At 46.5% G+C, this 26724-nt stretch carries 33 protein-coding genes and 1 pseudogene; 4 read left to right on the forward strand and 30 right to left on the reverse strand.

The window, feature by feature from the left end:
• The 16 genes from ACEYCN_RS00005 to ACEYCN_RS00080 all read right to left on the reverse strand — a co-directional run.
• Positions 1-379 (reverse strand): GTP-binding protein (locus ACEYCN_RS00005; protein WP_373712255.1); only part of this gene is annotated, 379 nt, incomplete at its 3' end.
• Positions 380-725: 346 nt separating this feature from the next.
• Positions 726-1196 carry a 30S ribosomal protein S7 gene (gene rpsG, locus ACEYCN_RS00010; RefSeq protein WP_373712256.1) on the reverse strand — a complete coding sequence of 157 codons (471 nt, stop codon included), beginning with the start codon at positions 1194-1196 and terminating at the stop codon, positions 726-728.
• Between the two features lie 17 nt (positions 1197-1213).
• Positions 1214-1627, reverse strand: a complete 414-nt coding sequence (gene rpsL, locus ACEYCN_RS00015) for a 30S ribosomal protein S12 (protein ID WP_018166350.1) — start codon at positions 1625-1627, stop codon at positions 1214-1216.
• A 438-nt stretch (positions 1628-2065) separates the two neighbouring features.
• Complete coding sequence (groL, locus tag ACEYCN_RS00020) at positions 2066-3691, reverse strand: chaperonin GroEL (RefSeq protein ID WP_373712286.1); 1626 nt, start codon at positions 3689-3691, stop codon at positions 2066-2068.
• A gap of 159 nt (positions 3692-3850) precedes the next feature.
• A complete protein-coding gene (gene groES / locus ACEYCN_RS00025) occupies positions 3851-4138 on the reverse strand; it encodes a co-chaperone GroES (protein WP_373712257.1) in 288 nt (95 codons plus the stop codon).
• 672 nt (positions 4139-4810) lie between these two features.
• A complete protein-coding gene (locus tag ACEYCN_RS00030; protein ID WP_373712258.1) occupies positions 4811-5098 on the reverse strand; it encodes a DUF202 domain-containing protein in 288 nt (95 codons plus the stop codon).
• Between the two features lie 23 nt (positions 5099-5121).
• Positions 5122-5958, reverse strand: coding sequence for a PTS system mannose/fructose/sorbose family transporter subunit IID (locus ACEYCN_RS00035; RefSeq protein WP_373712259.1), 837 nt, complete (start codon positions 5956-5958; stop codon positions 5122-5124).
• A 1-nt stretch (position 5959) separates the two neighbouring features.
• Complete coding sequence (locus tag ACEYCN_RS00040) at positions 5960-6808, reverse strand: PTS mannose/fructose/sorbose/N-acetylgalactosamine transporter subunit IIC (RefSeq protein WP_373712260.1); 849 nt, start codon at positions 6806-6808, stop codon at positions 5960-5962.
• Positions 6809-7168: 360 nt separating this feature from the next.
• Positions 7169-7663, reverse strand: coding sequence for a PTS system mannose/fructose/N-acetylgalactosamine-transporter subunit IIB (locus ACEYCN_RS00045; RefSeq protein WP_373712261.1), 495 nt, complete (start codon positions 7661-7663; stop codon positions 7169-7171).
• 21 nt (positions 7664-7684) lie between these two features.
• Positions 7685-8122, reverse strand: coding sequence for a PTS sugar transporter subunit IIA (locus ACEYCN_RS00050; protein WP_373712262.1), 438 nt, complete (start codon positions 8120-8122; stop codon positions 7685-7687).
• Positions 8123-8299: 177 nt separating this feature from the next.
• Positions 8300-9607 carry an ABC transporter substrate-binding protein gene (locus ACEYCN_RS00055; protein ID WP_373712263.1) on the reverse strand — a complete coding sequence of 436 codons (1308 nt, stop codon included), beginning with the start codon at positions 9605-9607 and terminating at the stop codon, positions 8300-8302.
• Entirely contained in the window at positions 9600-10280 is a 681-nt protein-coding gene (locus ACEYCN_RS00060) for a response regulator (protein ID WP_373712264.1), read from the reverse strand. Before ACEYCN_RS00060 ends, ACEYCN_RS00055 begins: the two co-directional genes overlap by 8 nt.
• On the reverse strand, positions 10277-11590 hold the full coding sequence (locus ACEYCN_RS00065) for a sensor histidine kinase (RefSeq protein WP_373712265.1): 1314 nt from the start codon (positions 11588-11590) through the stop codon (positions 10277-10279). The genes ACEYCN_RS00060 and ACEYCN_RS00065 overlap by 4 nt, the downstream gene beginning before the upstream one ends.
• 2 nt (positions 11591-11592) lie before the next feature.
• Positions 11593-12570, reverse strand: coding sequence for a sugar ABC transporter substrate-binding protein (locus tag ACEYCN_RS00070; RefSeq protein ID WP_373712266.1), 978 nt, complete (start codon positions 12568-12570; stop codon positions 11593-11595).
• Positions 12543-13358, reverse strand: a complete 816-nt coding sequence (locus ACEYCN_RS00075) for a Cof-type HAD-IIB family hydrolase (protein WP_373712267.1) — start codon at positions 13356-13358, stop codon at positions 12543-12545. Before ACEYCN_RS00075 ends, ACEYCN_RS00070 begins: the two co-directional genes overlap by 28 nt.
• A gap of 219 nt (positions 13359-13577) precedes the next feature.
• Complete coding sequence (locus ACEYCN_RS00080) at positions 13578-13970, reverse strand: single-stranded DNA-binding protein (protein WP_373712268.1); 393 nt, start codon at positions 13968-13970, stop codon at positions 13578-13580.
• An 83-nt stretch (positions 13971-14053) separates the two neighbouring features.
• Here ACEYCN_RS00080 and ACEYCN_RS00085 point away from each other — a divergent pair, with 83 nt between their 5' ends.
• On the forward strand, positions 14054-14767 hold the full coding sequence (locus tag ACEYCN_RS00085; RefSeq protein ID WP_373712269.1) for a class I SAM-dependent methyltransferase: 714 nt from the start codon (positions 14054-14056) through the stop codon (positions 14765-14767).
• 39 nt (positions 14768-14806) lie between these two features.
• Here the strand turns inward: ACEYCN_RS00085 and ACEYCN_RS00090 are convergent, their stop codons facing one another.
• Genes ACEYCN_RS00090 through ACEYCN_RS00105 form a run of 4 tightly spaced genes read right to left on the reverse strand, consistent with a single transcriptional unit; the run spans position 14807 to position 17514 of the window.
• Positions 14807-16234, reverse strand: coding sequence for an aminoacyl-histidine dipeptidase (locus ACEYCN_RS00090; protein ID WP_373712270.1), 1428 nt, complete (start codon positions 16232-16234; stop codon positions 14807-14809).
• Between the two features lie 49 nt (positions 16235-16283).
• The gene (gene ytpR / locus ACEYCN_RS00095) at positions 16284-16907 is read right to left on the reverse strand and encodes a YtpR family tRNA-binding protein (RefSeq protein ID WP_373712271.1); all 624 of its coding nucleotides are present in this window, start codon (positions 16905-16907) and stop codon (positions 16284-16286) included.
• 8 nt (positions 16908-16915) lie between these two features.
• A complete protein-coding gene (locus ACEYCN_RS00100; protein WP_373712272.1) occupies positions 16916-17233 on the reverse strand; it encodes a thioredoxin family protein in 318 nt (105 codons plus the stop codon).
• Positions 17230-17514, reverse strand: a complete 285-nt coding sequence (locus ACEYCN_RS00105; protein WP_373712273.1) for a DUF4651 domain-containing protein — start codon at positions 17512-17514, stop codon at positions 17230-17232. The genes ACEYCN_RS00100 and ACEYCN_RS00105 overlap by 4 nt, the downstream gene beginning before the upstream one ends.
• Before the next feature lie 142 nt (positions 17515-17656).
• Here ACEYCN_RS00105 and pepA point away from each other — a divergent pair, with 142 nt between their 5' ends.
• Complete coding sequence (pepA, locus tag ACEYCN_RS00110) at positions 17657-18724, forward strand: glutamyl aminopeptidase (RefSeq protein ID WP_373712274.1); 1068 nt, start codon at positions 17657-17659, stop codon at positions 18722-18724.
• 295 nt (positions 18725-19019) lie between these two features.
• Here the strand turns inward: pepA and ACEYCN_RS00115 are convergent, their stop codons facing one another.
• From ACEYCN_RS00115 to comGA, 9 genes are read right to left on the reverse strand one after another with little or no spacing between them, the layout of a single operon-like run.
• Positions 19020-20213: an acetate kinase gene (locus ACEYCN_RS00115; protein WP_373712275.1), complete on the reverse strand. Its 1194-nt coding sequence runs from the start codon at positions 20211-20213 to the stop codon at positions 19020-19022.
• A gap of 55 nt (positions 20214-20268) precedes the next feature.
• Complete coding sequence (locus ACEYCN_RS00120; RefSeq protein WP_373712276.1) at positions 20269-21219, reverse strand: class I SAM-dependent methyltransferase; 951 nt, start codon at positions 21217-21219, stop codon at positions 20269-20271.
• Positions 21220-21241: 22 nt separating this feature from the next.
• A complete protein-coding gene (gene comGG, locus ACEYCN_RS00125) occupies positions 21242-21661 on the reverse strand; it encodes a competence type IV pilus minor pilin ComGG (protein ID WP_373712277.1) in 420 nt (139 codons plus the stop codon).
• The gene (gene comGF, locus ACEYCN_RS00130; RefSeq protein WP_373712278.1) at positions 21639-22079 is read right to left on the reverse strand and encodes a competence type IV pilus minor pilin ComGF; all 441 of its coding nucleotides are present in this window, start codon (positions 22077-22079) and stop codon (positions 21639-21641) included. Before comGF ends, comGG begins: the two co-directional genes overlap by 23 nt.
• Positions 22063-22356 carry a competence type IV pilus minor pilin ComGE gene (comGE, locus tag ACEYCN_RS00135; protein ID WP_373712279.1) on the reverse strand — a complete coding sequence of 98 codons (294 nt, stop codon included), beginning with the start codon at positions 22354-22356 and terminating at the stop codon, positions 22063-22065. The genes comGF and comGE overlap by 17 nt, the downstream gene beginning before the upstream one ends.
• Positions 22328-22756 carry a competence type IV pilus minor pilin ComGD gene (gene comGD / locus ACEYCN_RS00140; RefSeq protein WP_373712280.1) on the reverse strand — a complete coding sequence of 143 codons (429 nt, stop codon included), beginning with the start codon at positions 22754-22756 and terminating at the stop codon, positions 22328-22330. The genes comGE and comGD overlap by 29 nt, the downstream gene beginning before the upstream one ends.
• On the reverse strand, positions 22716-23030 hold the full coding sequence (comGC, locus tag ACEYCN_RS00145) for a competence type IV pilus major pilin ComGC (RefSeq protein ID WP_373712281.1): 315 nt from the start codon (positions 23028-23030) through the stop codon (positions 22716-22718). The genes comGD and comGC overlap by 41 nt, the downstream gene beginning before the upstream one ends.
• 1 nt (position 23031) lies before the next feature.
• Positions 23032-24069 (reverse strand): competence type IV pilus assembly protein ComGB, encoded by a 1038-nt coding sequence (gene comGB / locus ACEYCN_RS00150; RefSeq protein WP_373712282.1) that lies wholly within the window; start codon positions 24067-24069, stop codon positions 23032-23034.
• Positions 23981-24931 carry a competence type IV pilus ATPase ComGA gene (gene comGA / locus ACEYCN_RS00155; protein ID WP_373712283.1) on the reverse strand — a complete coding sequence of 317 codons (951 nt, stop codon included), beginning with the start codon at positions 24929-24931 and terminating at the stop codon, positions 23981-23983. Before comGA ends, comGB begins: the two co-directional genes overlap by 89 nt.
• A gap of 87 nt (positions 24932-25018) precedes the next feature.
• Here comGA and ACEYCN_RS00160 point away from each other — a divergent pair, with 87 nt between their 5' ends.
• On the forward strand, positions 25019-25975 hold the full coding sequence (locus tag ACEYCN_RS00160; RefSeq protein ID WP_373712284.1) for a S66 peptidase family protein: 957 nt from the start codon (positions 25019-25021) through the stop codon (positions 25973-25975).
• Positions 25976-25995: 20 nt separating this feature from the next.
• Here ACEYCN_RS00160 and ACEYCN_RS00165 read toward each other — a convergent pair whose 3' ends face one another.
• The gene (locus tag ACEYCN_RS00165; RefSeq protein WP_373712285.1) at positions 25996-26343 is read right to left on the reverse strand and encodes a DUF1033 family protein; all 348 of its coding nucleotides are present in this window, start codon (positions 26341-26343) and stop codon (positions 25996-25998) included.
• 250 nt (positions 26344-26593) lie between these two features.
• Between ACEYCN_RS00165 and ACEYCN_RS00170 the strand changes: the two are divergent.
• A pseudogene (locus ACEYCN_RS00170) lies at positions 26594-26724 on the forward strand (ISL3 family transposase); the annotation flags it as partial.

Here is a 26724-nt window from a genome sequence, read left to right on the forward strand (position 1 = left end):
ATACGGTTTCAGATTGAGGTTCAACGCCGCCCTTAGCACAGAAAACTGCAACGGAGCCGTCCAGAACACGCAGGGAACGTTCAACCTCTACAGTGAAGTCAACGTGGCCCGGAGTGTCGATGATGTTGATACGATGTTTATCAAATTGTTTCTCAGAGCCTTCCCAATAGCAGGTGGTTGCAGCAGAGGTGATGGTGATACCACGCTCTTGCTCTTGCTCCATCCAGTCCATTTGGGATGCCCCTTCGTGAGTTTCACCGATTTTATGGATTTTACCAGTGTAGTAAAGGATACGCTCGGTTGTTGTAGTTTTACCCGCATCAACGTGAGCCATGATACCGATATTACGAGTTTTTTCTAGTGAAAATTCGCGTGCCATGAGGTTGTTTCTCCTATATTAATATTATTTATGTGACTATTATATCATTTTTAGAAAGAACGGATAGGCAAAACCTACCCGTTCTCGCATGATTTTTTAAGTTTTTCTGTGAAAGACAGGTGATACAGTCCAATTCTAATGGAACTGAACACGAGTTGCAAGCACCCCCTGAAATAGGAGTTGCTTGATGACTTCCTATCTAAGTTGAATTTTAGCTACAAATGTCCTATCTTAACTGAACCCGGCCGGCGTACTGCCAGTGAAAAAAGATAAGTTTCCTTGGTTGTACACAACCAGCGTCATCTTCCTATTTTTCACCTGTACGCTCGCCCTTGGTATCTTAATCTTACCAGCGGAAGTGTGCGAAGGCGCGGTTGGCTTCTGCCATACGGTGGGTGTCTTCACGTTTCTTAACAGCTGCACCTGTGTTGTTGGCTGCATCCATGATTTCTTTGGCAAGGCGGTCCACCATAGTGTGCTCACCACGGTTACGAGCGATGGTTATCAACCAACGAAGACCAAGTGTTGTACGACGCTCTGGACGAACTTCAACTGGGACTTGGTAGTTTGAACCACCGACACGGCGTGCACGTACTTCCAGTACAGGCATGATGTTTTCCATTGCTGTTTCAAATACTTCAAGTGCATCATTTCCAGTAGCTTCTTTGATTTGGTCAAAGGCACCATAAACGATTGATGCAGCAGTACCACGTTTACCATCCAACATTACACGGTTGATCAAACGGGTTACCAATTTTGAGTTGTACAATGGATCTGGCAATACTTCGCGCTTAGGCGCTTGATTTTTACGACTCATTTATTCTCTCCCCCTTCTTAACCTTTTGGACGTTTTGTACCGTATTTAGAACGGCCTTGTTTACGATCGGTTACACCTGCAGTATCAAGTGCACCACGAACGATATGGTAACGTACCCCTGGAAGGTCTTTTACACGTCCACCACGCAGAAGCACCACACTGTGCTCTTGCAAGTTGTGGCCGATACCTGGGATGTAGGCAGTTACTTCGATCAGGTTGCTCAAACGTACACGGGCAAACTTACGAAGGGCTGAGTTAGGTTTCTTCGGTGTCATGGTTCCGACACGGGTCGCAACACCACGTTTTTGTGGTGAAGAAACGTTTGTTTGAACTTTTTTACGGCTGTTGTAACCGATGTTCAAAGCTGGTGATTTAGATTTTTCTACTTTAGACTTACGTGGTTTACGTACCAACTGGTTAATTGTAGGCATCTACATTCTCCTGTATATATTTTTTATTTTTGGTTGCTCTGGCACTTGGTGACAGCCCAGAACTGTGTGTACTTTTGCAACATTTGTCAGCACGTCTCTGTACACTTTTGAGAGACCAAAAGTAAAAAGTACCGTTTATCATAGTAGCATAAATACAGCCTCTTGTCAATGGATTTTGCTTTGTTTTTCTGGAATAAAGCCGAATAATCGAATGAATGTCGGCTGGCTTGTAACCTGATGGTGAGAGCTTCTTCTCGCCATGGTTTGCGGATGTCTTTTAAAACGGTGTAGCCTAGAAATCATTCTATCAGATTAGTCCTAAATTCCGCTAAGCATGCTGCTCAAGTTGGCCATCCTGAGTGGTGGCATTTCTAATCATTTTCATCCTTTTTTATCGGCATAGCAAAAAGATAGCCCGCAGGCTATCTTCTTCTTTTCCTAATATCCCATGCCACCCATTGGGTCCATGCCAGCTGGCATAGCTGGGGCTACTGGTTCTGGTTTGTTGGCCACTACGGCCTCGGTGGTCAGGATCAGGCTGGCTACTGAGGCTGCATTTTGTAGGGCAGAGCGGGTGACCTTAACGGGGTCAATGATCCCAGCTTCTACCATGTTGACCCACTGGCCATCAGCGGCATTGAAGCCTGTGCCGAGTTCGCTATTTTTCAGGCGTTCGATGACGACGGAGCCTTCGTATCCTGCGTTATAGGCAATTTGACGAACTGGTTCTTCCAGAGCCCGGAGGACAATATTGCGTCCCGTTGCTTCATCTCCTGAGAGTTCCAATTCGGCCACTTTTCCGATGACATTGGCTAGGGCCGTACCGCCTCCGGCTACAATGCCTTCTTCCACTGCTGCACGAGTAGCGTTGAGGGCGTCTTCGATGCGGAGTTTCATTTCTTTCAACTCTGTTTCAGTCGCTGCACCAACCTTGATAACAGCTACCCCACCTGCCAACTTAGCCAGGCGTTCTTGGAGTTTTTCGCGGTCAAATTCGGAAGTGGTTGTTTCTAACTGGCTCTTAATCAGGTTGACACGGTTGGCAATGGCTTCGCCTGCGCCCGCACCTTCTACAATAACAGTAGAATCCTTGTCCACAGTGACTTTAGCTGCTTGACCCAGAGCGGCCATAGTAGCGTCCTTGAGTTCCAAACCCAGATCTTCTGTGATGACTGTTCCACCTGTCAGAACGGCGATATCTTCCAACATCGCCTTGCGACGGTCGCCAAAGCCTGGCGCTTTCACTGCTACGACATTGAATGTTCCGCGAATTTTGTTGAGAACCAGGGTTGGAAGGGCTTCACCATCCACATCATCCGCAATAATGAGAAGCGGTCGGTTAGATTTGAGAATTTCTTCCAAAAGGGGAAGAATGTCTTGGATGTTGGAGATTTTTTTGTCTGTGATGAGAATGAATGGATTTTCCAAATCCGCTATCATTTTTTCATTGTCCGTTACCATATACTGGGAGAGGTACCCTCGGTCAAATTGCATCCCTTCTACCACTTCCAGCTCGGTTTCCATACCGCGAGACTCTTCGATGGTAATAACTCCATCCTTACCCACGCACTCCATGGCTTCGGAAATGTAGTCTCCTACTTTTTCTGAACGGGAAGACACTGCCGCTACTTGGGCAATAGCATCCTTGTTAGCAACAGGTTGGGCGATAGCTTTCAATTCTTCCACAGCAGTGGCAACTGCTTTTTCAATCCCGCGGCGGATACCGATAGGGTTGGCTCCGGCGGTCACATTTTTCAGACCTTCGCGAACGATGGCTTGGGTCAAAACAGTGGCAGTGGTTGTTCCATCACCTGCGATGTCATTGGTTTTTGAGGCTACTTCAGAAACCAACTTGGCTCCCATGTTTTCAAAATGATCTTCCAATTCGATTTCTTTTGCAATGGTCACACCATCATTGGTGATAAGGGGGGAACCAAATGCTTTTTCGAGGACAACATTGCGCCCCTTAGGACCCAAGGTGACCTTGACTGTATCTGCTAGGATGTCCACGCCTCGAACCATAGCCGCACGTGCATCCGCTGAAAATTTAATTTCTTTTGCCATATTGATGATATAGAGGGCATAAGACGGACAATGGTAAAATAGGGAACTGACCGATGATAATGACATCTGAATCAGATCCAGCATTTTTTAGCCGTCCGTAGCCCGTATTTAATAAATCCAAATACAGGCTTAGCCCTGTCTCCCTTCTGTTTTCTATGATTATCCTAAGATCGCCAAAATATCACTTTCGCGAACAATCGTGACTTTTTCGTCACCATCTTTGACTTCAAGGCCTGCGCCACTTTCAACTAGAACTTTATCGCCAACGGACACGCTCGGCGCTACCAGTTCCCCGGTCAGGGTGCGAATGCCTTGACCAATGGCCAGAACAGTGGCTGCTTGGCTGGCTTCATGATGACTTCCTGCCAAGACAAAGCCTCCAGCAGTCTTCTCTTCTACTTCTTCAAATCTTACGACAACACGGTCGCCTAATGGTTTCAGACTCATGATTTCCTCCATTTTTTTCAAAATAGGTGGGACTTCTCCCTTTAGCACTCTAATACACCGAGTGCTAATTCTTACATTTCTTATTGTATCACTTGGTCAAAAATAGTCAAGGAATTTCTATTGATTTTTCTAAAATCCGACTGAGGACTGAGTAATAGATTTTCTTCCCCTTTTCATATTCAACTAAAGGCGGTTAGTTCTGAACAGGGATGCAGCATCCAATAAATAGAACAATAGAAAAACACCTCCATCTCCTATTTTAATAGAAGATGGAGGTGTTACCATGTCTAAATAAACGTACTTATGCATGAAAACGCACTAATATTGCAATGATGTATTATAACATTTTTTTATTTTTTTCCCCATTTTGCAATGACTTGATAGGTAAATAAAAACAATAAAGTAAATATAACGATTCCATACGCGATATCAGCTAGGTATTCTTGTGAAAATCCCAACTTGGAATCTGTATAAAGAAACACTGCTAACACGGTTAACAAAATAACTGTACAAATTGCATAAGTGTTTTTATTCATATTAAAACCTTCTCTAATTGTGGGTCAAAATGTTAAGCTTATTTTAGTAACTGTGCTGCAATACCCTTCACTATACTTAACCTGACAATTTATTAGGAATAATTATATCACGTTTCCCAGTTTTTGCAATCTATACTTATTTTTTAGATAGCTTCGTCTCCATATAGTCCATAAACTGATTGAGATTTGCTCGGCCCTTGTAAATACCATATCCGAATAAAATCATGCCGAGAACACCTAAGATAATGAGGAGGGAACCGAAGAAAAACAGAGGAAAGATACGCTGATAAAAGGAGTAAGCTAAGACAACTCCGATGCTGGCCACTACGAATAGGAGCGAAAACCATCTGCCCAGATTTTCCAACATGTGCTTTTGGTAGGCTACTTCCTTTTCGAAGTTTTCAAAAATAGTTTGATCAATCATTTCTCTTTCCCCCTATTTTAAGATTAGTAAGACAAGCCTGGGTTGAAGAAACCGAGAAGAACACCGACAAAGGCAATGACAACTAAGAGTAGCATAACTTTGATTGGTGACAGATTTTTCTTGGCCATAAGATACCAGCAGAAGACGATAAAGATCCCTGTCAAAAGTCCTGGATACACGGCATCGAATTGGTCTTGCAAGACTAAGAAAGCTTCGCCTGCATCATTTTTCATCTGGAAGGAGGTTTTTACAGATACCCAGGTCGCTGCAACTCCACCGATAACCATACCACCGATAATGCCGATGGCTTTGCGAATCGCCTGACCTTGTGGTCCTACCAGAAATTCAACAGCCTTATCACCCAACTCATAACCCTTGAAATAGGCGAATTTCATACCAAAGTATGCCAAAAGGTTCCAAACAATGATGTAGAAAATGGCACCAACGGGTGAGCCGCCATTTGATAAGCCAAGAGCAACCCCGAGGAGAACAGGAATCAGCGTACCGACAATCAGGGAATCACCAATACCCGCGATTGGTCCCATTAGACCCGCACGCATGCCGTTGATGGTTTCATCGTCTACTGAATCTCCATTGGCACGTGCTTCTTCTAATCCTGCTGTTACACCGACAACGATGGAGCCCAGTTGTGGTTCTGTGTTAAAGAAAGCTGTGTAGGTTTGCATCGCTTCCTTTTGTTCTTCCTTGCTGTCATATAATTCCTCAACGATTGGTAGCATGGAGGTCAAGTAACCAAAGGTCTGCATATGCTCTTGAGAGAAACAGGTCAAGTGACCATAGAACCAATGGTGGAAGGATTTTGTTAATGTTTTTTTGGATATTTTCTTGCGTTCTGCCATCTTAAATGTCCTCCTCTTCGTCTTCATCAAAGTCTAAATCCGCACCAGCTGCAGCTTTTTTGATTTTTACCATATCAATTTCATAGAAAAGAAGGGCGAAAATCAGAGATACAACCGCACAAGCCACTAGATTGAGGCCCAGAGAGGCTGCCAGGGTGAATCCAACAAAGAAAGGGACGAAATCCGTTACTTTTTCAACAATCTGTTTCAAAAGAATGGCAATCCCCACACATGGAAGGAGGGCACCGACTGTAAAGAGGGTTTTCATCGCAATACCATCCATTGGCAGGGCATCTTGGATAGCTGTTACAGCTGATGCACCGAGTTTACACATGATAAGGGTTGGTAAAAATGAGAAGGCAAAGTGGGAAATCCAAGGAAGCCCCCAGTCAACAATGTACAATTTCTTAAAGTCACCTTTTTCAACAGCCTTCCAACCAATATGTTGCCAAGCAAGGTTGAGGGTGGCGGTTCCATAGAAAAGAACCGTTCCGACAGTCCCTACAAGGGTTCCCATTGATTTAGCCAAGTTAGCTGCCTCTGCTGAATCAGCTGCTAATCCCTGTGAATGAATGGCTACCATTGCCAAAGGAATACCGATATAGGAAACTGCACGTACATCGGCCGAAACTGTACCACCAGGTGTTACTAGTGCAATATAGACCAACTGCATGGCCACCCCGCAGATGACACCGGTTTGAATATCGCCCAGAATCAGACCGCAGACCAGACCACCAACTAAGGGGCGACCCAAAGTATAGTTCCCCACACTGGAACCACCCATACCTGGCATTGAAGACAGACTAGCAAAGAGCCCCAAAAGAGCAGCTTGCAACCATGATATTGTCATAAGAATCTCCTTTTATTAAGATACAAAGGCCGTCAAATGCACAGTCAAAATAGGAGAATGACGATGTGTGCCTTCACACAAGGAAATCTATCATTTTGACACAGCATTTAGGCCGTGTTCTTTTTTTAAGATACAAAGTGCGTTAACGGACAAAGCCAAAATAGGAATTTTGCCGATGGACAACTTCGTCCTAGAAAAAATTATCTTTTTGGCACAGTCCGTAGCTCGTGTTCAATTCACCAAGATACAATGGCCGTACCGGAGTCAGACATCAATAAACGGTAAGTCAGAAATCTTTGTGATAGATGCCTGTGATACCCATTTTTGCTCAACTCCTAGACCGTGCCGAACTTAAAATGTTTAAAAACCAAATTTCGCTTTGAAGTCAGACCAGTAACCGATTGAAACATCCGGCAAGAGTTGGAACCTCACGCGGTAACCGGCTTTTTCGATGGCTTCAATCGCTTCTGCCTCTTCTTGAGTGATGGACTGGTTATTGCCCAATTTTACAGCTCCAGGCCGGTCATTACATGGACCAACGATAATATCCTTTACATCGCCAGGTACAAAACCTTGGTCCACCAATATTTTTTTCATATCGATTGGATTTTTTGTAATCACGAAATATTTGGTATCCGAATCCAATACTTTCTGTGATTTTTCCCCGAAGGCCTCCACTGTCCAGACAAAGGTTTTCTTATCGGATGCACCTTTGTAAGCCTGGGTCAAAACCTTGTTGCTAGCTGCGGCATCGTTCACCGCAATCAGTCCATCACAAGGATATTCCTTTGCCCAGCGGGTCACGGTCTGACCGTGAATCATCCGATCATCAATACGTACAAATGAAACTGCCATTTCATCATCTCCTTTCATGATTTAAATATCGTCGTCTTCAGCGTCATCATCAGCTGATAGGACCGAAAATTCTTGCAGGGCTGCTTGAGCCTCTGGCAAAACAGCTGCTACCAAATCCGGCCCCTCCAGCAGATCTTTCATGACAGCTGAGGTAATGGCCATCGGCAGATTCATGCCGCCAAGAACGACTGCTGTGTGCAGCAAGGCCTTCTCTTCCAGTACGCCCAGTGCGGTTGTCAAGGGACTTCCGCCAATGATATCAGCTAGAACAACTACTGAGTCATTTTCAGTAAGTCCAGAAATAGCTTGTCGGAAATCTTGAGCAAAGTCATCAACCGTCTTTCCGTTCTCCAGACCGACTGCAATCACGTGGTCCATCTTGTCAGCTGCAAACATGGCCAATGAGGTTTTAAGCCCTGCTGCAAATCCGCCATGGCTGACCAGTATCAAATATTTCATATTCCCTCCTTTTGTCGTTTATGGGATGGCTTTCATCGCCATCTATCACTGTTTGCATGTTGATTTTACCATCTATGAAACCGCTTCACCATTGCCGATTGTCACCTTCTGAGCCTGATAAGTGTCATCTCGCAAGTGACATTTGTCAATGAAAAAGCAGAGACAAACTGGTTGCCTCTACTTTAATAAATCTTCTATTGTTCGCTGAATTTCGGCCAAATCACTATCCACAGCCTTTTTTTCCAAGGATTGGGTAATGAGATAGTCTGCCTTTTCTAAGACAGTATTGTATTTTTTAAATTTAGGTGAGACAATGGCCCCTGTCATCATCGAGTCAAGCGTTTCAACTGTTAAGGAGGTTGAGCCAAAATCATCATTTTTCAGAATCTCTTTGGTCTCTGCATTCTCCATCACTCCTTTGAGAACCGATATGCCTTGCGAGGTTTCAAATAGTTGCTGCTGCGTAGCCTTGTCATCGGTCAATAAAGTCAGAAATTCCCAGGCTAGCCGGTCATACTTCGTTTTAGCAGAAATCCCATACAGGGAGGTACTGATCTCTGTTGCATTGACGGAAGAAACGGCTGCTGGCATCTGAATGCAGGTCCAGGAAAAGGAGGAATATTTGGCCACATGGTAAGGATAGGGTTTGTAGGTCCGGTATTGGGCCAGAGTCATAGGCAAAAATGCGACCCTTCCTTTGTCAAAATCCTCTGTCCCTACATGGTAACTTCCATTAAGGGCATTCAATCTGACCAACATGGATAGGGCTGTCTTCACCTTTTCGGTATTAAAATAGGACTGGGTCCCATTTTCGTCAAAAAGTCTAATCCCATAAGAGGCTAGGGCTTGCTGCCAGGTGTAACCGGCCATTCCGTATTGATCAATGACCCCATCGCCATCCGTATCTCTGGTGACTTTCTTACAAATATTATAAAAATCAGCTAAGGTCCAGCCCTTTGTAGGCACTTCTATCCCTTCTTTTTCCAATAAATCTTTGTTGATGCACATCATAGTTGGATTACTCTCAAAAGGAAGGGCATACTGGATATTGTTGTAGGTTCCAGCTTGGTAAGCAGAATCATAAAAATCAGATACTTCTAGGTCGCGGGCGATAAAAGGGTCCAGCCTCTTTAAGGAACCAGAGGATGCCAGTAAATTAAAGTCATTTTCTGGTAAAATAAACAAATCCGGCTGCTCTCCGTTGACAATGGCATCGGAGAGCCAGGAGGAATAATCTTCTTTAGAAATCCCGCTTTCATAGGTCACCCTCACATTGGGATGGTCCTTTTCAAAACGCTCGATAACCTGATCTATCAACTCGTATTCCTTAGCATTTGGAACATCCCAGCTACCTCCTGAATAGATGCCCAGCCGTAACTCTATTTTTCCAAACTGGCTATCGTAATAAAACCAGCCTCCAACGGCCAAAATCAAACAGGCAAGCGTTCCCCATTTCCACCAACTGACAAATTTCACTTTACTCATGGTCCTCTCCAAAATCACGGGTTGTCACCCCTGTCTGAACTGCCCAGATAGCCAGCTGAGTACGGTCTCGTAAGCTTAATTTTGACAAAATTGTGGACAGATAGTTGCGGACTGTTCCTTCTGACAGGAATAACTTTGTCGCAATCTCCTTATTGGACTGGCCAAAGCCGACTTGCTGGATAATTTTCCACTCCACTTTGGACAAATCAGCTACATGTTGTTCCTCTACTTGAATGGCAAAATTTGATTGGGCCATGCGCGAGAAAATCTTGAAAACCTTGGTCGCAATATCGGGATTAATCATGGCGCCGCCACTGTTGACTGTGACAATGGCCTGGTATAAGTCATCCGTGGAGACTCCTTTGAGTATATAGCCCGAAGCCCCATGTTTCAAGGCACTAAAGATAAAATCATCATCATCAAAGGTCGTCAAAATGATAATCTTAATATCTGGATACTGGTCCTTAATCTGCTTGGTACAAAGAACGCCATCCATGTTGGGCATGCGGATGTCCATCAGAATCACATGTGGGTGATTGGTTTTTAGGAAGTCTAATACCTCTAGCCCATCACCAACAGTCCCCACCACTTCAATATCCTGGTGGGCAGACAGGACAATCTGCAAAGATTCCCGAATCAAGGCCTGGTCATCTGCAATCAATACCTTTATCATTCTTCTTCCCCCTTACTCTTTGGAATGGAAACGATGGTCTTAAAACCATGATCATTGACAAACTCGGCTTTTCCGCCAATAATGGCCAGCCGCTCTTGCAACTGGGTCAGGCCGTAGCCGTATTGTAAGGTATCAAAACCGACACCGTCATCCTGGATACACAGCCGATACACACTGTCACTGGTCATCTGAATGGTCACCTGTCTAGCATGGCCATGGCGCAACGAATTGGTGATAGACTCTTGAATTACACGAAAAATAATGTCTTCCTTAGTCCTATCCAAATCAACTTCGCCCCACTGATAATCAAAACGGATATCCAAACGCGATAGTTCTTGATAATCAGCAATCATCTTTTCTAGAGCATCTTTTAGCGTTCGGCCCTCCAGCGCCCCTGGCCTTAATTTTTCCAAGGAACGGCGCACATCGCTAATTCCTTCCCGGACGACATTGGAGACATTTCTGAGCTGAACCTTAGCACGACCGGGGTCTACGTCTACTAGAACAGTGACCGCATCAATCCCTGCAGAAATTCCTGTCAGGGCATGTCCCAGGGTGTCATGAATTTCTCTGGAAATCCGTTTCCGCTCACGGTCTTCTGCAATTTTTTCTGTAATGGCCACATAGTTGTTCAGCTCAGTATTGGCCTGAAAAGCCATCCGCAATTCTTCTTCTATCTTGTGATTTTCAGATACAGAATACATGATATAGGTGATGAGCGAGGTGATAAAGACAACAATATTCAAAGAAGCCAGAAGATTTTTAACAAACATGGTTGCAAACCGCACAGATGCCGGAAAAAATTCAAGATAAACTTCTAAGGAAGGAAGGTCCATCACTAAGGACAGAATATCAAAATTTGACACTAGCAGGGCACTAAAACTGAGTACAATAAAGAAGAGCCAATAGCGCCGTTGCTGCATGGTATAAAAGTCTGTATAGGTGTAAAAAACATCTAAAAAAACCAGCAATATTAGCCCATTATACGACGATTGCAAGGAGACAAATGTAACCAGCAATAAAAAGATCTCCAGAGCCAAGAGGCCGTCAACCATGAGTTTGGATGCTTTTTTGGCATGATTGCGGATTTGCATAACCAAAAGCAGCAGGGCAAAGGAAATTACAGAAGACCAGAAAACCACCGTTGGCTTGGTTGGAATGCTGCTTAGTTTTTCCAGCAAGGAATGGCTAAAGCCCAGGCTCACCACATACTTACTAGCAAAAAGGTATAGCGAGGCATTGTAGAGCACTGCAAAAAAGTTGATGACAACGAGCGCCTGACGTAAAAATCGAATTCGTTTGAGATGCATCTTTATTGCCACCCTTCTACATCGACGGTCTCTATATTGGTTTTATCCAGTAGGGCAACCGGGATGGTGATGACCATTTCAACCGGCTGACCGTCTAACATCGCATAGGCTGACTGGATTGTTTTAGCCCCCATATCTACTGGTGACTGAGCAACTGTCGCCGTGATGTCATCCGTATTTCGCAGGAGATTCTTCATATCTGGCGAACCATCAACTCCATAGATAAAGATTTTATGAGACAGGGCCTTTTCCTTGATGGCTGCTAAGGCTCCAATGGCACTCTGGTCATTCAGGGCCATCACCACATTGAAAGGAACCCCATCCTCAATGACTGCATGAACCGCAGGCATCGAAATCTCTGTCTGACCTTTAGACTCTCTTCGTGCCACAATCCGATACTGAGGATGCTCAGCGATAGTATCCAAGAAGCCATCAATCCGATCAACAGCTGATAGGGTATCTTTGTGTTCCAACAGCAGGATGTCTGCACGGGGGACGGTCGCCATCATGTGCTCAGCATCTAGGACCCCAGCCCGATAATTGTCTGAAACCACTGTGACATCCGCCACCTGACTATCCTGTAATTGGCTATCCACAACTATTATATGTATTCCCTTTTTGCGGGCCTTCTTAAGAGCCGTTGTAATTTTTTGGCTGCCACTATCTACAGGATTGATAATAATAGCATCTACCTTTTTATCAATAAAGGACTGAATTTGCTCGCACTGCTTGTTCACACTGAGGGCTGGGTCTCTGGTATACAGAATATCACCATGACTGGCCACTTCTTTCTCAATTTCGGCATTCACAATTTTATAAAAGGCATTGTTCATAGTCATATAGGTCGTGCCAATCTTTCTCTGTTCTGACACGATGGGCACCACTTTATACTGAATATAGATACCAAAAACCAGCAACAATCCAAGTAACAGGCTGACAAGATAACGACCGTTCATCTTCCGAAGCATGATTTCTCCCATAAATATCTTTCCAAAACTTTGGCAATCCCATCGTGATCATGATCATCTGTCACATACCCGATAGCCTCTTGAACAGCTAGAGGGCCATTGCCCATCACAAAGCCCTTCCCAACCGTTTTTAACATATCCAAATCGTTAAAATTGTCTCCAAAGGCAATGGTTTCAGCCAAAGGAACTCCTAGATAGGCTGCAAAGGTTCGGACAGCTTGCCCCTTTTCAATCCCTGCCGCCATGATTTCAATAAAATAAGGAGCGGACTGGGCGATAGACAGTTCTGGGAAGTTTTTCTTCAGTTCTTTTTCTAGGGAAGAAATCTGCTCCGGATCTCCCATCAAAAGAACCTTATGAACCCCATCCAACTGACCTAAAGCAGTAAGGTTGCTCTCTTTTGCATCTAGACCCACGATTTTTTCTTCGCGGACAATCCATTCATGTTGCCTGTCCATCGCATACCACTCGTGGTAACTGTAAATATTCCAAGCAATGTCTGGATAGCCTGACTGAACAAAGCCGCAAACTGCTAAAGCAAGTTCCGTCTGCATGGTCAAAGAGGCAATGACTTGATGGTCCCTATCTTGAATCAAGGCGCCATTGTAAGAAATGATGGGGCTATCAATCCCAATACTCGCAATAATTGGCTCAATAGCCTCCGGCATCCGGGCAGAAACCGGCACAAAGACCATACCATTTTGAACAGCTTTTTTTATTGCTATTTTAGTTCTTTCTGTTACCTGAAATGCACTATTGATTAGGGTGCCGTCTATATCACTAAAGATAACATGAACCATCTGATACTCCTTTTCCGTCTCGATTCCCAACCTAGGCGACTGGGCTATTCCCTTGTTTTACCTATAACTCGTCGCTTTTAGTATAGCATTTTGTCATGGTGTTTTCTAGACACTCCAGAAAGTGTTGACATTTGTCAACTCAGGCTACAAGCACAAAAAAAATCCCTGGTCCAACAGGGATTTTTTAGAAAGAAAGGAGTCCAGATTTGTCATCTGGGATTAGAAGGGCAAGTCTTCCCCTTCTAGGATAATGTCGGAGAGGTCCTCACCGCCATTGTTTTCCCGCATGGCCCGCTGGGCCCGGCTTTCGAGCAACTGGAAGGCTTGACAGAGAACTTCCGTCACATAGCGGTTGCTGCCATCTTTTTCATACTTGCGGGTACGGAGTTCGCCCTCAATGGAGATCAGGCTGCCCTTGCCAGCATAGGAAACCAGGGTTTCTGCCAACTTGCCCCACACCACGACGTTGAGGAAATCAGCCTCACGCTCGCCATTTTCATTTTTAAAGCGGCGATTAACCGCAACGGTCACATGGCTGACATTTTTTCCAGTCGGTGTCTGGGTCAATTCAGGCGTAGCCGTCAGGCGGCCAATCAATAAGGTTTTGTTCATTTTATATCCTCCTACTTATCTATTCGCAGAAATTAGGTAAAAAAGATATTTTTTTGCTACAATAGTTCAAAAAAGGAGTCAAAATGAACAACATCAGCCATTACAAGGACATGCTCCAGCAGCCCTGGGGCAAGATTCAGTATGAAATAACCTTCGCCCAGCTGGCACACCTGGAAAACTTAGATATCTTGGACTTCGGAGCTGGCTTTGGTTTGGTCAGCCAGTTTTTAAGCCAGAAAAATAGGGTCACTGCTGTTGAACCTGAGGCAGACATGCTGCTGGCGGATGACCATCAGACCTATACCAAAATCATTGGATCGCTGGAGGTCTTGAAAGACCTGCCCAGTCAGACCTTTGATGTCATCTGCTGTCACAATGTGCTGGAGTACATCGAACCCAGCCAGCGACCTGCTTACATCCATACCTTCGAGCGTCTCCTCAGACCCGGCGGCCGTCTCTCGATCATTAAGCACAACCTAGTCGGAAAAGTCCTCCAAAGCGTGGTCTTGAACAATGATATCGAGACTGCCCTTGGCCTGCTAGAAGGAGAGGTTTTCAAGAGTCTTTCTTTTGCCCAAGGAAAAGTGTACGGTTTGGAAGATCTGGAAAAGATGAGCCAGATGACCATCGACAACTACTTGGCTATCCGCAGCTTTTATAGCCTCCAGCCCAATCACTTTAAAACCGAAGAAGGCTGGCTCGAAAAAATGACCCAGATGGAACTAGCTGTGGCTGACTTAAAACCTTATAAGGATATCAGTTTTTTGCAGCATGTTTGGATGAAAAAGACCTTGTAAGGATAACGAATCCCCTTGTCAGATAACAAGGGGATTTTTCTATCTCATACTGGCCAAAAGAGCCTTGGTAAACGCCCAGACGCGGGCAAGAGAGTCAATTTCCAGGTGTTCCTTGGTGGAGTGAACATCGTAGATATTGGGACCGTAGCTGATCATATCACATTCTGGCAAAGCTTCCTTGAGAAAGCCGCATTCCAGACCAGCATGGACGGCATCATAGCGGGCCTGTCGGCCATAGACTTCCTTGTAAACAGCCAGACATTGGTCCCGTAAAGGACTATCCACCTCAAAATCCCAGCTGGGATAATCATTCTGGCGCAGGTAGCTTCCACCAGCGGATTCCGCTAATTGCTCCAACTGGTCCGCCAGCTCTTCCAACTGGCTGCTCTTTGAGGAGCGCAGCGAGGTCTGCAGGACAAGATGTCCCTCTTTTTCAAAAAGAACTGCATTGTTGAGGGAGGTCTGGACCAGACCCTTGATGTCTGGAGACAGGGCCTGAACCCCATTTGGCAGGAGGCTGAAAAAGCGAAGCAGGCGCTTGGTCAAGTCCTGGGTGTAGGCCTCATCCAGCTGGACCGATTCGACTGCTACAGACAAGCCAGGATCGCTGGTCTGAAATTCTGCTTGTAAGACTTGAACCATCTCTTCGATTGCAAGTTGAGCGGATTCCGCCTTTTCTACCCAAATGTCAGCTCTGGCCTGACTGGGGATGACATTGTCCCGGCTGCCTCCAGAAAGGCTGACCATCCGCAGGGCTGTTTTTCCCTGAATGGCTGATAGGATTCGAAAGAGCAAGATGTTGGCATTGGCCCTTCCTTTGTGGATTTCCATCCCGGAATGGCCGCCCTTGAGCCCATCGATAGCGATACGGAGGCCAGTACCTGACACGGCCTCCTTTTCAAGAGCAAAATGGCTGGAAATCGTCGCCCCGCCTGCGCAACTGGTAAAGAAAACTCCTTCTTCTTCCCCATCAATGTTGAGCAATCGAGTCCCTTGCAGTTGCCCAGCTTGGATAGCCGCAGCTCCTGCCATGGTCGTTTCTTCATTGGTGGTGACGAGAATCTCAAGGGCTGGATGCTGGTAATCCCCATCTAAAAGGGCCAGCTGCATAGCGACCGCAACCCCATCATCAGCCCCAAGGGTGGTCTTATTAGCCCGCAAGATATTGCCCTCCACCAGCATCTCAATGGGGTCCTTGCTGAAATCATGCAGGGAATCCTCTGCCTTGACGCAGACCATGTCCATATGGCCCTGAATGATGACAGGTTCCGCTTCCTCATAGCCAGGTGATGCTGGCTTGCGGATGATGACATTCCAACAGTCATCCTGTTCTACTTCCAAATTTCGCTCTTTTGCAAATTGGACCAGAAAATCGGAAATAGCTTTCTCATGGCCCGATTCCCTTGGAATCTGATTGATCTGGTAAAACCAGTCAAAAACAACTTGTGGTTCGATTTGTAAGCTCATCTTTTCCTCCCAGAAAGAGCCTAGGATATCCTAAGCTCTCATCTTTTTTCTATGCGTGCCAGTGTTTGGCCGGGTCAAAGGCTTCTCCGACTTGGGCCTCATCACCCAATTCGATAATACCACGGACTTGTGGGGCATTAGGCAGGGCCAATTCGCGAGGACTGCACATCATACCGTAACTGTCCTCACCCCGTAGTTTTCCTGAAAAAATCAGGCTGCCGCTTGGCATCATGGCGCCTGGCAGAGCCACGATGGTCTTGAGGCCAACCGCTGCATTGGGTGCCCCCGCTACGATTTGAACCCTTTTGTCACCCACATTGACCTGGCAAATGTTAAGGTGGTCGCTGTCTGGATGGGCTTGCATTTCCTCAATTTGCCCCACCACAAAGACCGGATAGGCTGTATTTTCCAACTTATCCGTAAATCCTTCCTTGGCCAATTCAGCATTCAGGGTCGCTACTTGCTCATCTGTCAAGAAAACCTGACCATTGCCAGTTAACGCGACCAAACTGGATACCTCAAAAATATTCCAAGCTAGGGTTTGCCCTGTTTCATCCGCAAAGATGCGGGCAACCTTGCCCTTGCGCTCCACACTGCGTTTGATATCCTTCTTATCCTGCAAAATGACCATGAGGACATCGCCCACATGCTCCTTATTGTATGTAAAAATCATGTCTTCTCCTATTTCAAGCCTGCTAAAAAGCTGGTGATTTCTGTCTTGGTTTTTCGGTTTTTATCCACAAAGCGGCCGATTTCCTGACCCTTTTCAAGGACCACAAAACTAGGGATGCCGAAAATGTCCCACTTCTGGGCCAAGGCCATATAGTCATCTCGGTCCACACGAACGAAGGTAAAGTCCGCAAAGGCAGCCTCAATTTCTGGAAGGGCTGGGTAGATAAATTGGCAGTCTGGGCACCAGTCCGCTGTGAAAAAGAGGACGATTTTCCCCTCGCCTTCGATGCATGCTGCTAATTCTTCGTAGCTTTTTGGAACAATCATTGTCCTTCCTCCTCATAAGAAATCTGACCAGACCGATTTTCAAAGAGGTAGACAGGGCCCGCTTCCATGACCACACCTCCAACCAAGTGGCCCTTGCTGGATTGACTCTCATCCACAAAGACGGTCGCGATAGGCCCAAAGTCCGCAAAAAATGCCCGAACCTGCTTGAGGGCCGCTGCTTTTTGACGGTCTTCCCGAACATCCATATAAAACTTAGCGCTAGCTGCGAGCACACCAGCTCCCAACAAACCCGCTAGCAAGGCTGTCTGTTTCTTATTCATACCCCATATTGTACCACAAAGAGGGCCATTTCAGCATAGATTTTGTCAGAAATTTTCAGGACTTTTCACCAGTCAAAGAATGCCTTTTGCCCTAGAAAGTGATACAATAAAATGGAAATTCATTGATAGAATCGAGGACAAGATGACAGATTTATTTTCAAAAATAAAGGAAGTAACCGAATTGCAGGCCCTGCCTGGCTTTGAGGGACCTGTGCGCAACTACCTGCGTCAACGCCTGACCCTCCATGTGGACCGAGTGGAAACGGATGGCCTGGGCGGAATCTTTGGAATCAAGGATAGCCCAGCAGCTGACGCCCCCCGCCTCATGGTGGCGGCCCATATGGATGAGGTCGGCTTTATGATCAGCGATATCAAGGCCGACGGCACTTTTCGGGCGGTCGAGTTAGGGGGCTGGAACCCTGCTGTGGTTTCAAGCCAGGCCTTTAGCCTGATTCTGGAGGATGGCCGACAAATTCCCGCTATCTCAGGCTCCCTACCGCCCCATCTGAGCCGCGGCAGCAATGGTAGCCCTGGCCTGCCTGCCATCAGCGATATCGTCTTTGATGCCGGCTTTGCCTCAAAAGAAGAAGCCTGGGAATTCGGAGTCCGGCCAGGCAACCTCCTAGTGCCAAAAAACGAGACCATCCAAACCGCCAATGGCAAGAACATCATTTCTAAGGCCTGGGACAACCGCTACGGGGTCCTCATGGTAGCGGAATTGGTGGAACATCTGGCTGGTCAGAAGCTGCCCAACCAACTCATCGCGGGAGCCAATGTCCAGGAAGAAGTTGGCTTGCGTGGCGCCCTTGTCTCAACCACAAAATTTGACCCAGAAATCTTCCTGGCAGTCGACTGCTCTCCTGCGGGTGATGTCTTTGGGGACCAGGGAGCCATCGGCCAGGGGACTCTCCTTCGTTTTTATGATCCAGGTCATATCCTCCTGCCCAATATGCGGGATTTCCTGCTCACAACAGCCGAAGAAGCCGGTGTTAAGTACCAGTACTACTGCGCCAAAGGGGGAACCGATGCTGGAGCAGCCCACCTGAAACAGTCTGGTATCCCGTCCACCACCATCGGAGTCTGCGCCCGCTACATCCATTCCCATCAGACCCTTTACAGCATGGATGATTTCCTGGAAGCCCAAGCCTTCCTCCAAGCAATCGTCAAGAAGCTGGACCGGTCAACGGTGGACCTCATCAAGGGGTATTAAAGCAAAAAAGAACCGCAATGGTTCTTTTCGAAGCTAGACAAAGATTTTTAGGGGATAAATGCTCTGCCAGTAAGGCAAAAAATTGATATTACTTGTGAACAAAGCAAGTTCTGCAAGAGACTTTCCGCCGTGATAAAAACGCCTGAAACATCTTGTTTTCAGGCGTTCGGAAGATTTGAGACCTTAGGCTCAAATCTTAGGTATGGAATTCCGAAGGAAGTCGCTACCGTCCTCTATCACTCAAGGAAAGTCACAATAGCTTCAACCTCCAAGAACCGCAATGGTTCTTTTTTTATTAGACATTTTTCAAGCGTTCTACATCACGGGCGATGACCAATTCTTCATTGGTAGGAATGACCAGGACACGAACCTTCGATTCTGGGGTTGAAATATCCCCAAAGTTGCCAAAGACATTCTTGGCTGGGTCGATTTCGATACCGAACCAAGACAGGCCTGCAATCACATCGTTACGCATGAGTGGCGCATTTTCACCCATACCTGCTGTAAAGACGATGGCATCTGCTCCATTCAGGACGGCCATGTATTGACCGATAAATTTCTTGATGCGGTCAATGAAGATATTGTAGGCCAAAACCGCATCTGGGTTTTTCTCTTGGAGACCAGTTTCAATATCGCGCATGTCGCTTGAAAAACCAGATACTCCGAGCAAGCCAGACTGCTTGTTGAGCATGTTGACCACATCTGCCGCATCCTTCAATTCAGGAACATTTTCAATCAAGTAAGGGATGATGGCCGGATCAATATCACCCGACCGAGTTCCCATCATAGGACCAGCTAGCGGTGTGAAGCCCATAGAAGTATCCACAGACTCACCGTGGTAGTTGGCTGTAATAGAGACACCATTTCCGATATGGGCTGTAATTAGCTTCAATTCCTCAATCGGACGCCCCAACACCTTGGCTGCTTCGTGGGCTACATAGAAGTGGCTGGTTCCGTGGGCACCGTACTTGCGAACCTTGTTTTCTGTGTAATACTTTTGAGGAATAGGGTAGAGATAGGCATGCTTTGGCATGGTGGTGTGGAAGGCTGTGTCAAAGACCGCCACATTCAGAACATCTGGCAAAACATCTTCGAAAGCACGAATCGCTGCCACATGGGCTGGATTATGAAGTGGTGCTAGCGCACTCAAATCCTCAATTTGTTGAATTTCCTTTGGACCAATTACTGCAGATTCCTTGAAAATCTCACCACCAGCCACAACACGGTGGCCAATCCCTGTGATTTCATCGTACTTTTCGATAATATGATGCTTGAGCAAGTCTTCCAACAAAATTTTCACTGCGACCGTATGGTTAGGAATATCTAGCGTTTCACTTTCTTTCTTTCCATCATACTTGACAGTTGAAATGGAGTCCTTGAGTCCGATACGCTCGATAATCCCTGAAGCCAAGACTTCTTCTTCTGGCATTTGATACAGCTGCCATTTCAAACTAGAGCTGCCTGCATTGATTGCAATTGTTTTTGACATAGTTGTTCCCTTCTAAGTATAAAGCGTTTTCTAAGTTAGTATAACAGATTTTCACTTAAAATGCATGTTCAGCTTTCCAATTTTTGAAATTGTTTACAAAGTCTTGCAAATCCTCACTATTTTGCAAATCTTGAAGGGCATAGACAAAGGTTGGCCTTGTCAAATCCCCCTTCTTTTGAAGGATAAAAATGGACTTGGCCTGGTTAGGATTGCCAAAGAGATTGACTGGGAGGGCAATGGTGGCCACCACGCTGGCCTGATCTTGTAGCCAGGCCTTGAGAAGCGGACTCTGCTCACTGGTCAGAAGGTCATTTGGTGCCAGAAAAATAGCGTAGCCATCTTTGGACAGGTACTTGAGAGATTGCTCCATAAGCAGATGATGGGCGTAGGTATGGCCCTTGTCGCTAGCCACCTGATAGCGCTGGGCAATGGCATCGTTGGGATAGTAGCCGACCGGCAAATCACTGATGATGATCTGGCTCTCCTTGAGAATCTGAGGCCGCACCGCATCCCCTTGGACAAAGCTAATGGCTGAATCCATGACCTCCGCCATGCTGGCTGACAAATCAATGAGGAGGTCATCCACCTCGACACCCAGATAATCCAGCTGCTTCTGGCTATGGTGGAGGATGGTCTGGGCCAGGTTGCCTGTTCCCGAGCCGATTTCGAGCACACTGGCGGTTTGACCAGCAACCAACTCATCCAGCAGGAAGGTCAGAAGAAAGCCAATGCTGTCCGGTGTAAACTGATGGTTGTGCTGCATGGGCTCGGTCTGATTGGCCTTGATAAAGAGGAATTGGAAGGTCCGCCGCCACTCTTCAGCGGTCAAATTCAGCTCTCTCAAACGCTGGTTATTTTTGGCAATCAGCTCATCTTCCGCCTCGCCCAAGTAGGCCGCATTTTGCTCAATCAAGGCATCATAAAAGTTGGTCCCCAGCTGATTCTGGATAGTTTGTATATTTTCTAACAGGAGGCCAAAAGCCTCTTCAATCTTTTCAAAATTCATGTTTCTATCATAACAAAAATCCCTAGTTTTCGCTAGGGATTGGGAATTGGTAGGTGTAGGCTTGGCCGGAATCCAGCTGGACCTGGACTTGGAGATGGGAATCTTGTTTGGTATAGGTGGCCTGACCGGCTGTAAAGGAGACCTGGCCAGAGGTTGGCACTTGCACCTTTGACTCAGTTGCTTTTGTCTGGTCTTCCTCGTCTTTGGTCTCCTTGTTTTCGGGGCTTTGGTTCTCTTCTTTCCCTTCCTCCCAGACCTTCAGGTACTCATCTCTGGCCATCTGAGCCATGAAATAAGCCTGGCCTTCCAGCTTCTTGGCCTGCCAGGCATGGCCAGCCGCTAGCTGACTTTGCAGATAGAATTGAACCAAGAGACTAAAGATACCCAACATCAGGAGGGCATAGAGCAGGGTGCCAGCCTTAAGGTTTTTCCGAAAAATCATAGAGAAAGGTCCTTTCTAGGCCATCATCAAAGCTCAGGTCTATCTGAACCAGCTGGCCCGACTGACGAATCTGACTGGAGGCCAGACCATAGATCATGGGCTGATAACCCTGACCCTTGTCATTGGTTTTGCGAAAATCGTCTGACTTGGACTGGCCAAAAGCCAGGGCCTGGCCCTTTTTGTCGACATAGAGGCGGTTGTTTTCAACCTTGACCAGCCGCGTTTCTTCCAGTTCCAGCCGCAGCTGTTCCGAAAAGACCAGCCAGTCCTTCTGCCTGGCCTGGGTCTGGTACTGGACCTCCTGCCTGACCAATCTGCTGAGTCCATCAAAGACCAGCAGACCTCCCGACAGGATGAGCAGGGCCAGGAGACATTCTAAGAGGGTAAAAGCTGCGAGCTGTTTAGTCTTTTTTAACATGCAAGATTTCCTTATTTTCATGATAGACCCGGATTTGCTGGCTGTCGCGGACAAGACGAACCTGAACGCCATTCAATGATAATTCTTCCTGACCTGTCTGAACAGCCATCTTAGCCAGATTGAGGACTTCCTGTTGCTCATAGTCCTGGATTTGCTGCCGCCGGCCCTGGTTGATGGCGGAAAGGAGCAGGCTGGTCACCAGGGCAAAAACTGCCAGGGTCAAGAGGCTCTCCAGCAAAATATAGGCTTTAAGTTTTTGTCTTTTTATAGCGACCACTCCCTAGATATAGTTGATAGGTGACCAGGCCATCCGAGCTTTGGAACTGGACCTTGGCCAGAGAGGAATTGCCTCCCATCTCTTGAAAATGCAGGGTCTGGGGCTGGACCAGCTGGATGGAGGCTGGCAAGTTCAGCTCCTGATACCCATTGGAAACCTGATGCCCTTCCAGCTCCAGAAAAATATCCTGCCTAGTTGAGAGAGCCAGCTTTTGACTGTCCACATAGACCTGCTCAAAGCTGAGGAAAAAGAGGGTTTCCTGACTCTTGCGAAAGAGGTCCTGGACCGTTCCTGACAAAGATAGGGTCAGAAAACTAATCAAGACCAGGGTCAGGAGGCTCTCCATGAGGCTAAAGGCCTTAAGGCGCGACTGCTGGAGTCTTGTCTGTATGTTTGGCATAGTATTCCTTATAGGTTTGGGATTGTTCTGCAGTGATAGAGCCCGCTTCGACCAACTTGGACAGGCTGACACCTCCAGTATGGTTGAGTTCAAAGAGTTCAGCCTGGCTCTCCACCACCTTGACCACAGCTGCCCCGCCTGTATCCTTGACCGCATCCTTTTGCTTGCTCAAGTTGGGTACAAAAAGCAGCAAGAGAATGGAAATGATCACTAAGGTAAATAGCATTTCTACCAGAGTAAAAGCTTTTGTTTTTATCTTCATCAATTTTTTCATTTTAAATCTCCATATTTTGGTAAATCGGCAGCAACATGGCTGCATAAATCAAGACAATCATCAGGGCCACAAAGAGGAAAACTAAGGGCTGAATCAGCTGCATGGCGCGGTTGATTTTGCTGAAAAATTCCTCCCAGCACTCGTCCGCATAGAGGGAAAGTTCCGCACCCAGCTTGGACTTGACCTGGCCGTATTCGATGATGAGGCTGAGCTCCCTGCGAAAGAAGGGATAGGTTAAAATCTGGTCGCAGAAACTTTGGCCCCTGGTCAAGGTCTGGGCCAGGTCTCGACCAATTTCCTGAAAGAGGGCTGATGGCTGCTCCTGCATGATAGTCACAATCTGCCCCAGCTCCAAGCCCTGACCGATTAAACTTCCCCACTCACGCGCATAATAGGCTGTCAAATAGATCTTGACAAAGTTCCCAAGGAAGGGCAGCCTAGATAGGACACGGGCCACCTTGATTTTACTGGTTTTTCGCACCCAGATTAGGGCCAGCAAGCTGAGACATGCCAAGAGCAAGAGGCCTCCTAGAAAAAGTTGCGGAAAATGGTTGACCAGACTGGTCGCTAGATTGCCCTCCTCCAACTGGGGCAGGAGGTAGTTTTTCAAGCCCAACATAATGGCCATGAGAAAGACCAGCAGGATGATGGGATAGGTAGCGACTTCAATCAATTTCTTGCGGACCTGGGCCATCTTGGCCAGATAATCCTCGATGTGCTGTAAACTGAGAGCGGTATTGCCGTGAATTTCGGCTAGAGAAACCTGAGTCACCACCGTATCTGAAAAGGATAAATCTGATAACAGGGCGGAAAAAGCTTTACCGGCCGTCAGGCCTTGCCGCAAAAGAGAAATGTAACTTTCCGCCAAGAGCTGGCTGCGCTGGAGGAAATCGACAATTTCTGCGAGATGGAAGCCGCTGGCAAAGAGGTTGTTAAAGAGCTGGATGACCTTACGCTGGCCTAAAATCGATAATTTTTTCGGTCTGCGCCTGCCGAGCATCGATATGTCCGTCTGCAAGAAGCTGATCAATCTGCTCATTCCACTTGCGGTTGGAGTGCTCTTGGTAGTCCCTGTTTGCATAATCGACAATCCCCCTTCCCTTAATCAATCGCTGGTAGGCAATGCCTTGGAGGGCATTTTTCAGCTCCTCCTCACGAACACCCAGCTCCAAGAGGCGGGCATAGACGCCTGAGATGGACTTGGCGTGGACGGTTGAAAAGACCGTGGCCCCTGTTAGGCTGGCCCGAATAACCGCTCTTGCGGTCTCTTGGTCACGGATTTCTCCGATAATGAGCAGGTCAGGCCGGTGCCGCAAGGACAGCTTGATCAAATTATCATAAGTTGCCCCAATGGCTTCATTGAGCTGGAGCTGGAGCATATCGTCCTGCTTGATTTCCACAGGATCTTCGATAGTCAGTACTTGCTGTTTGGGAAATTTCAGCCTGGCAAGATGATACATGAGGGTGGTTTTGCCAGAGCCGACTGGGCCCGAAAAAAGGTAGAGCCCTCGTCCCTTGATTTCTTGAGAAACCTCCTCTAAGGCGTTGAACCAGTAGCGGAGGTCGTGAACGCCCTCATACAAGAAGCGGATGACCAAACTTTCCTTATTGCGGTAGTCCCCCACGGTTGAGAGTCGCAGGGAAATGGTGCCCTTGCCATAATCGTAATCGCAGGAGCCCTGTTGACTGCGGCGCTTTTCTCCGACATTCATGCCCGCCATAAACTTAAAATGGCTGATCAGGGCTGCAAATTCTGCCTCATCATATTCTCCGACAAAGACCCGCTCATCATCATAGCGCTCGTACAACTCATAGGATTGGGCACGAGGAACCAGATAGAGGTCTGTCACATATTTGTCCACCGCATCTGCGATGATTCTTTTTGCTAATTCTTGAACCATAAAGCCTCCTTACCTAGTTTATTCGCAACTGCCTTTGCATTTGGAAAAAATTTCTGCTAAAATGAGAAAAAGTTTTGGAGGTTCCCCATGAAAAAATTAAAAAAAGGTGACCACATCCGCGTGATCAGCCCATCCCTATCTATCCAAGCTATCGGTGGTTTCAATGCAAATGTGAGCGCCAAGGAAAAATTAGAAGAACTTGGCTTTAACCTTTCCTTTTCCAGTAACTATTTCGAACATGACCTCTTTGATTCTGCCAGCATCGCCAGTCGGGTAGAAGACTTGCACGAAGCCTTTTTGGATTCGTCTGTCGATGCCATCCTAGCAACCATTGGCGGTTTCAACTGCAACGAACTCCTACCCTATCTGGATTATGACTTGATTGCTCAAAACCCTAAGATTTTCTGTGGCTATTCGGATACGACCGCCCTGCTCAATGCTATCTACACCAAGACTGGCATGCAAACCTACATGGGCCCATCTTACTCCAGCTTCAAGATGAAAGAGGGTCAGGAATACCAGAGTCAAAGTTGGCTCAATGCTGTGACGCAAGATGACTATGACTTGGTCCCCAGCAAGGAATGGTCCAGTGACCCTTGGTATGACCCGACCCAGCCTCGCCACTTTATGCCAACCGAGTGGAAGGTTTACAATGCAGGAAGTGCTTCGGGCACCATCATTGGCGGAAATCTGTCCACATTTTCTCTCCTACGCGGTACTCCCTATGCTCCCCAAGCAGAAAACTATATCCTCTTTATGGAAGAAGCCGAAGGTTACCCTCCTGAACATTTCTTGCGAGAGTTAGCAGCCCTTCTCCAAGCCTACCCAAATCCACAGGCTGTGATTATCGGCCGCTTCCCCAAAGAATGTGAAATGACCGAGGAAATCTTGCTGGCGATTTTGGACAAACATCCCCTTCTCAAGACCATCCCTGTCCTCTATGATGTAGACTTTGCCCACACCCAGCCCCTCTTTACCATCACCATCGGAGCCCAGGCTACTTTGGATACAAATGAGATGGTCATTCATGTCAAGACAAGATAAAAAACGCCAGCTGGCGTTTTTTAATGCTTTATTTGACAAGAACGGATACGCTGGCGAGGCCTAGAGGACTGCAAGCCTTTGGGCATACTCTCATCTATTTCCAGCAGGAGGATGGAGTGGTATTGCTGCAAATACTCATCACATTCCCCACACCATTTCTGGTCGGTCGGGTCCCAAAAAGCCGTCATAAAACTTGTCTTACTCTTTTTTTGCGGATAGGTTTCTGAAAGGTGAACCCATTCTTTCTGAAAGGCCTTCAAGGCATCATCGTAGGAATCAAATGCTGTACTCGTTACAATATCTTCTTCCCAACCATCTAAGAACCACCAGGGTTCCGAATCCCCATACATCTTAATTACACGATACATACTCATACTTCCTCTATTAAGACCATTATAGTGGAATATGGGGGAATTATAAAACAATCAGCTTATGAATCTTTTCACAAATTATGACATATTTAAACATGCTTGATCGATTAGACCCAAAAACCCAGGCTCTATAATTTCTGTAGTGGGTAAATCCACCATGGAGATTATGGAGCTTTTTTGAGTGTATACAAAAAGTCCCATATGACCTATAATGAAAAGCGACCAAACTATCATTGGAAAGACTCATATGGAACAACTAAATTTTATCACAAACTTACTAGGAATAAAAGACCCAAACATCACTATCTTAGATTATCAGGACTGCGATACACATAAGGAAATCAGCGCTAGCTTGGACTATCCAGCACCTACATGTCA

Source organism: Streptococcus sp. (genome assembly GCF_041802885.1).
GTDB lineage: Bacteria > Bacillota > Bacilli > Lactobacillales > Streptococcaceae > Streptococcus.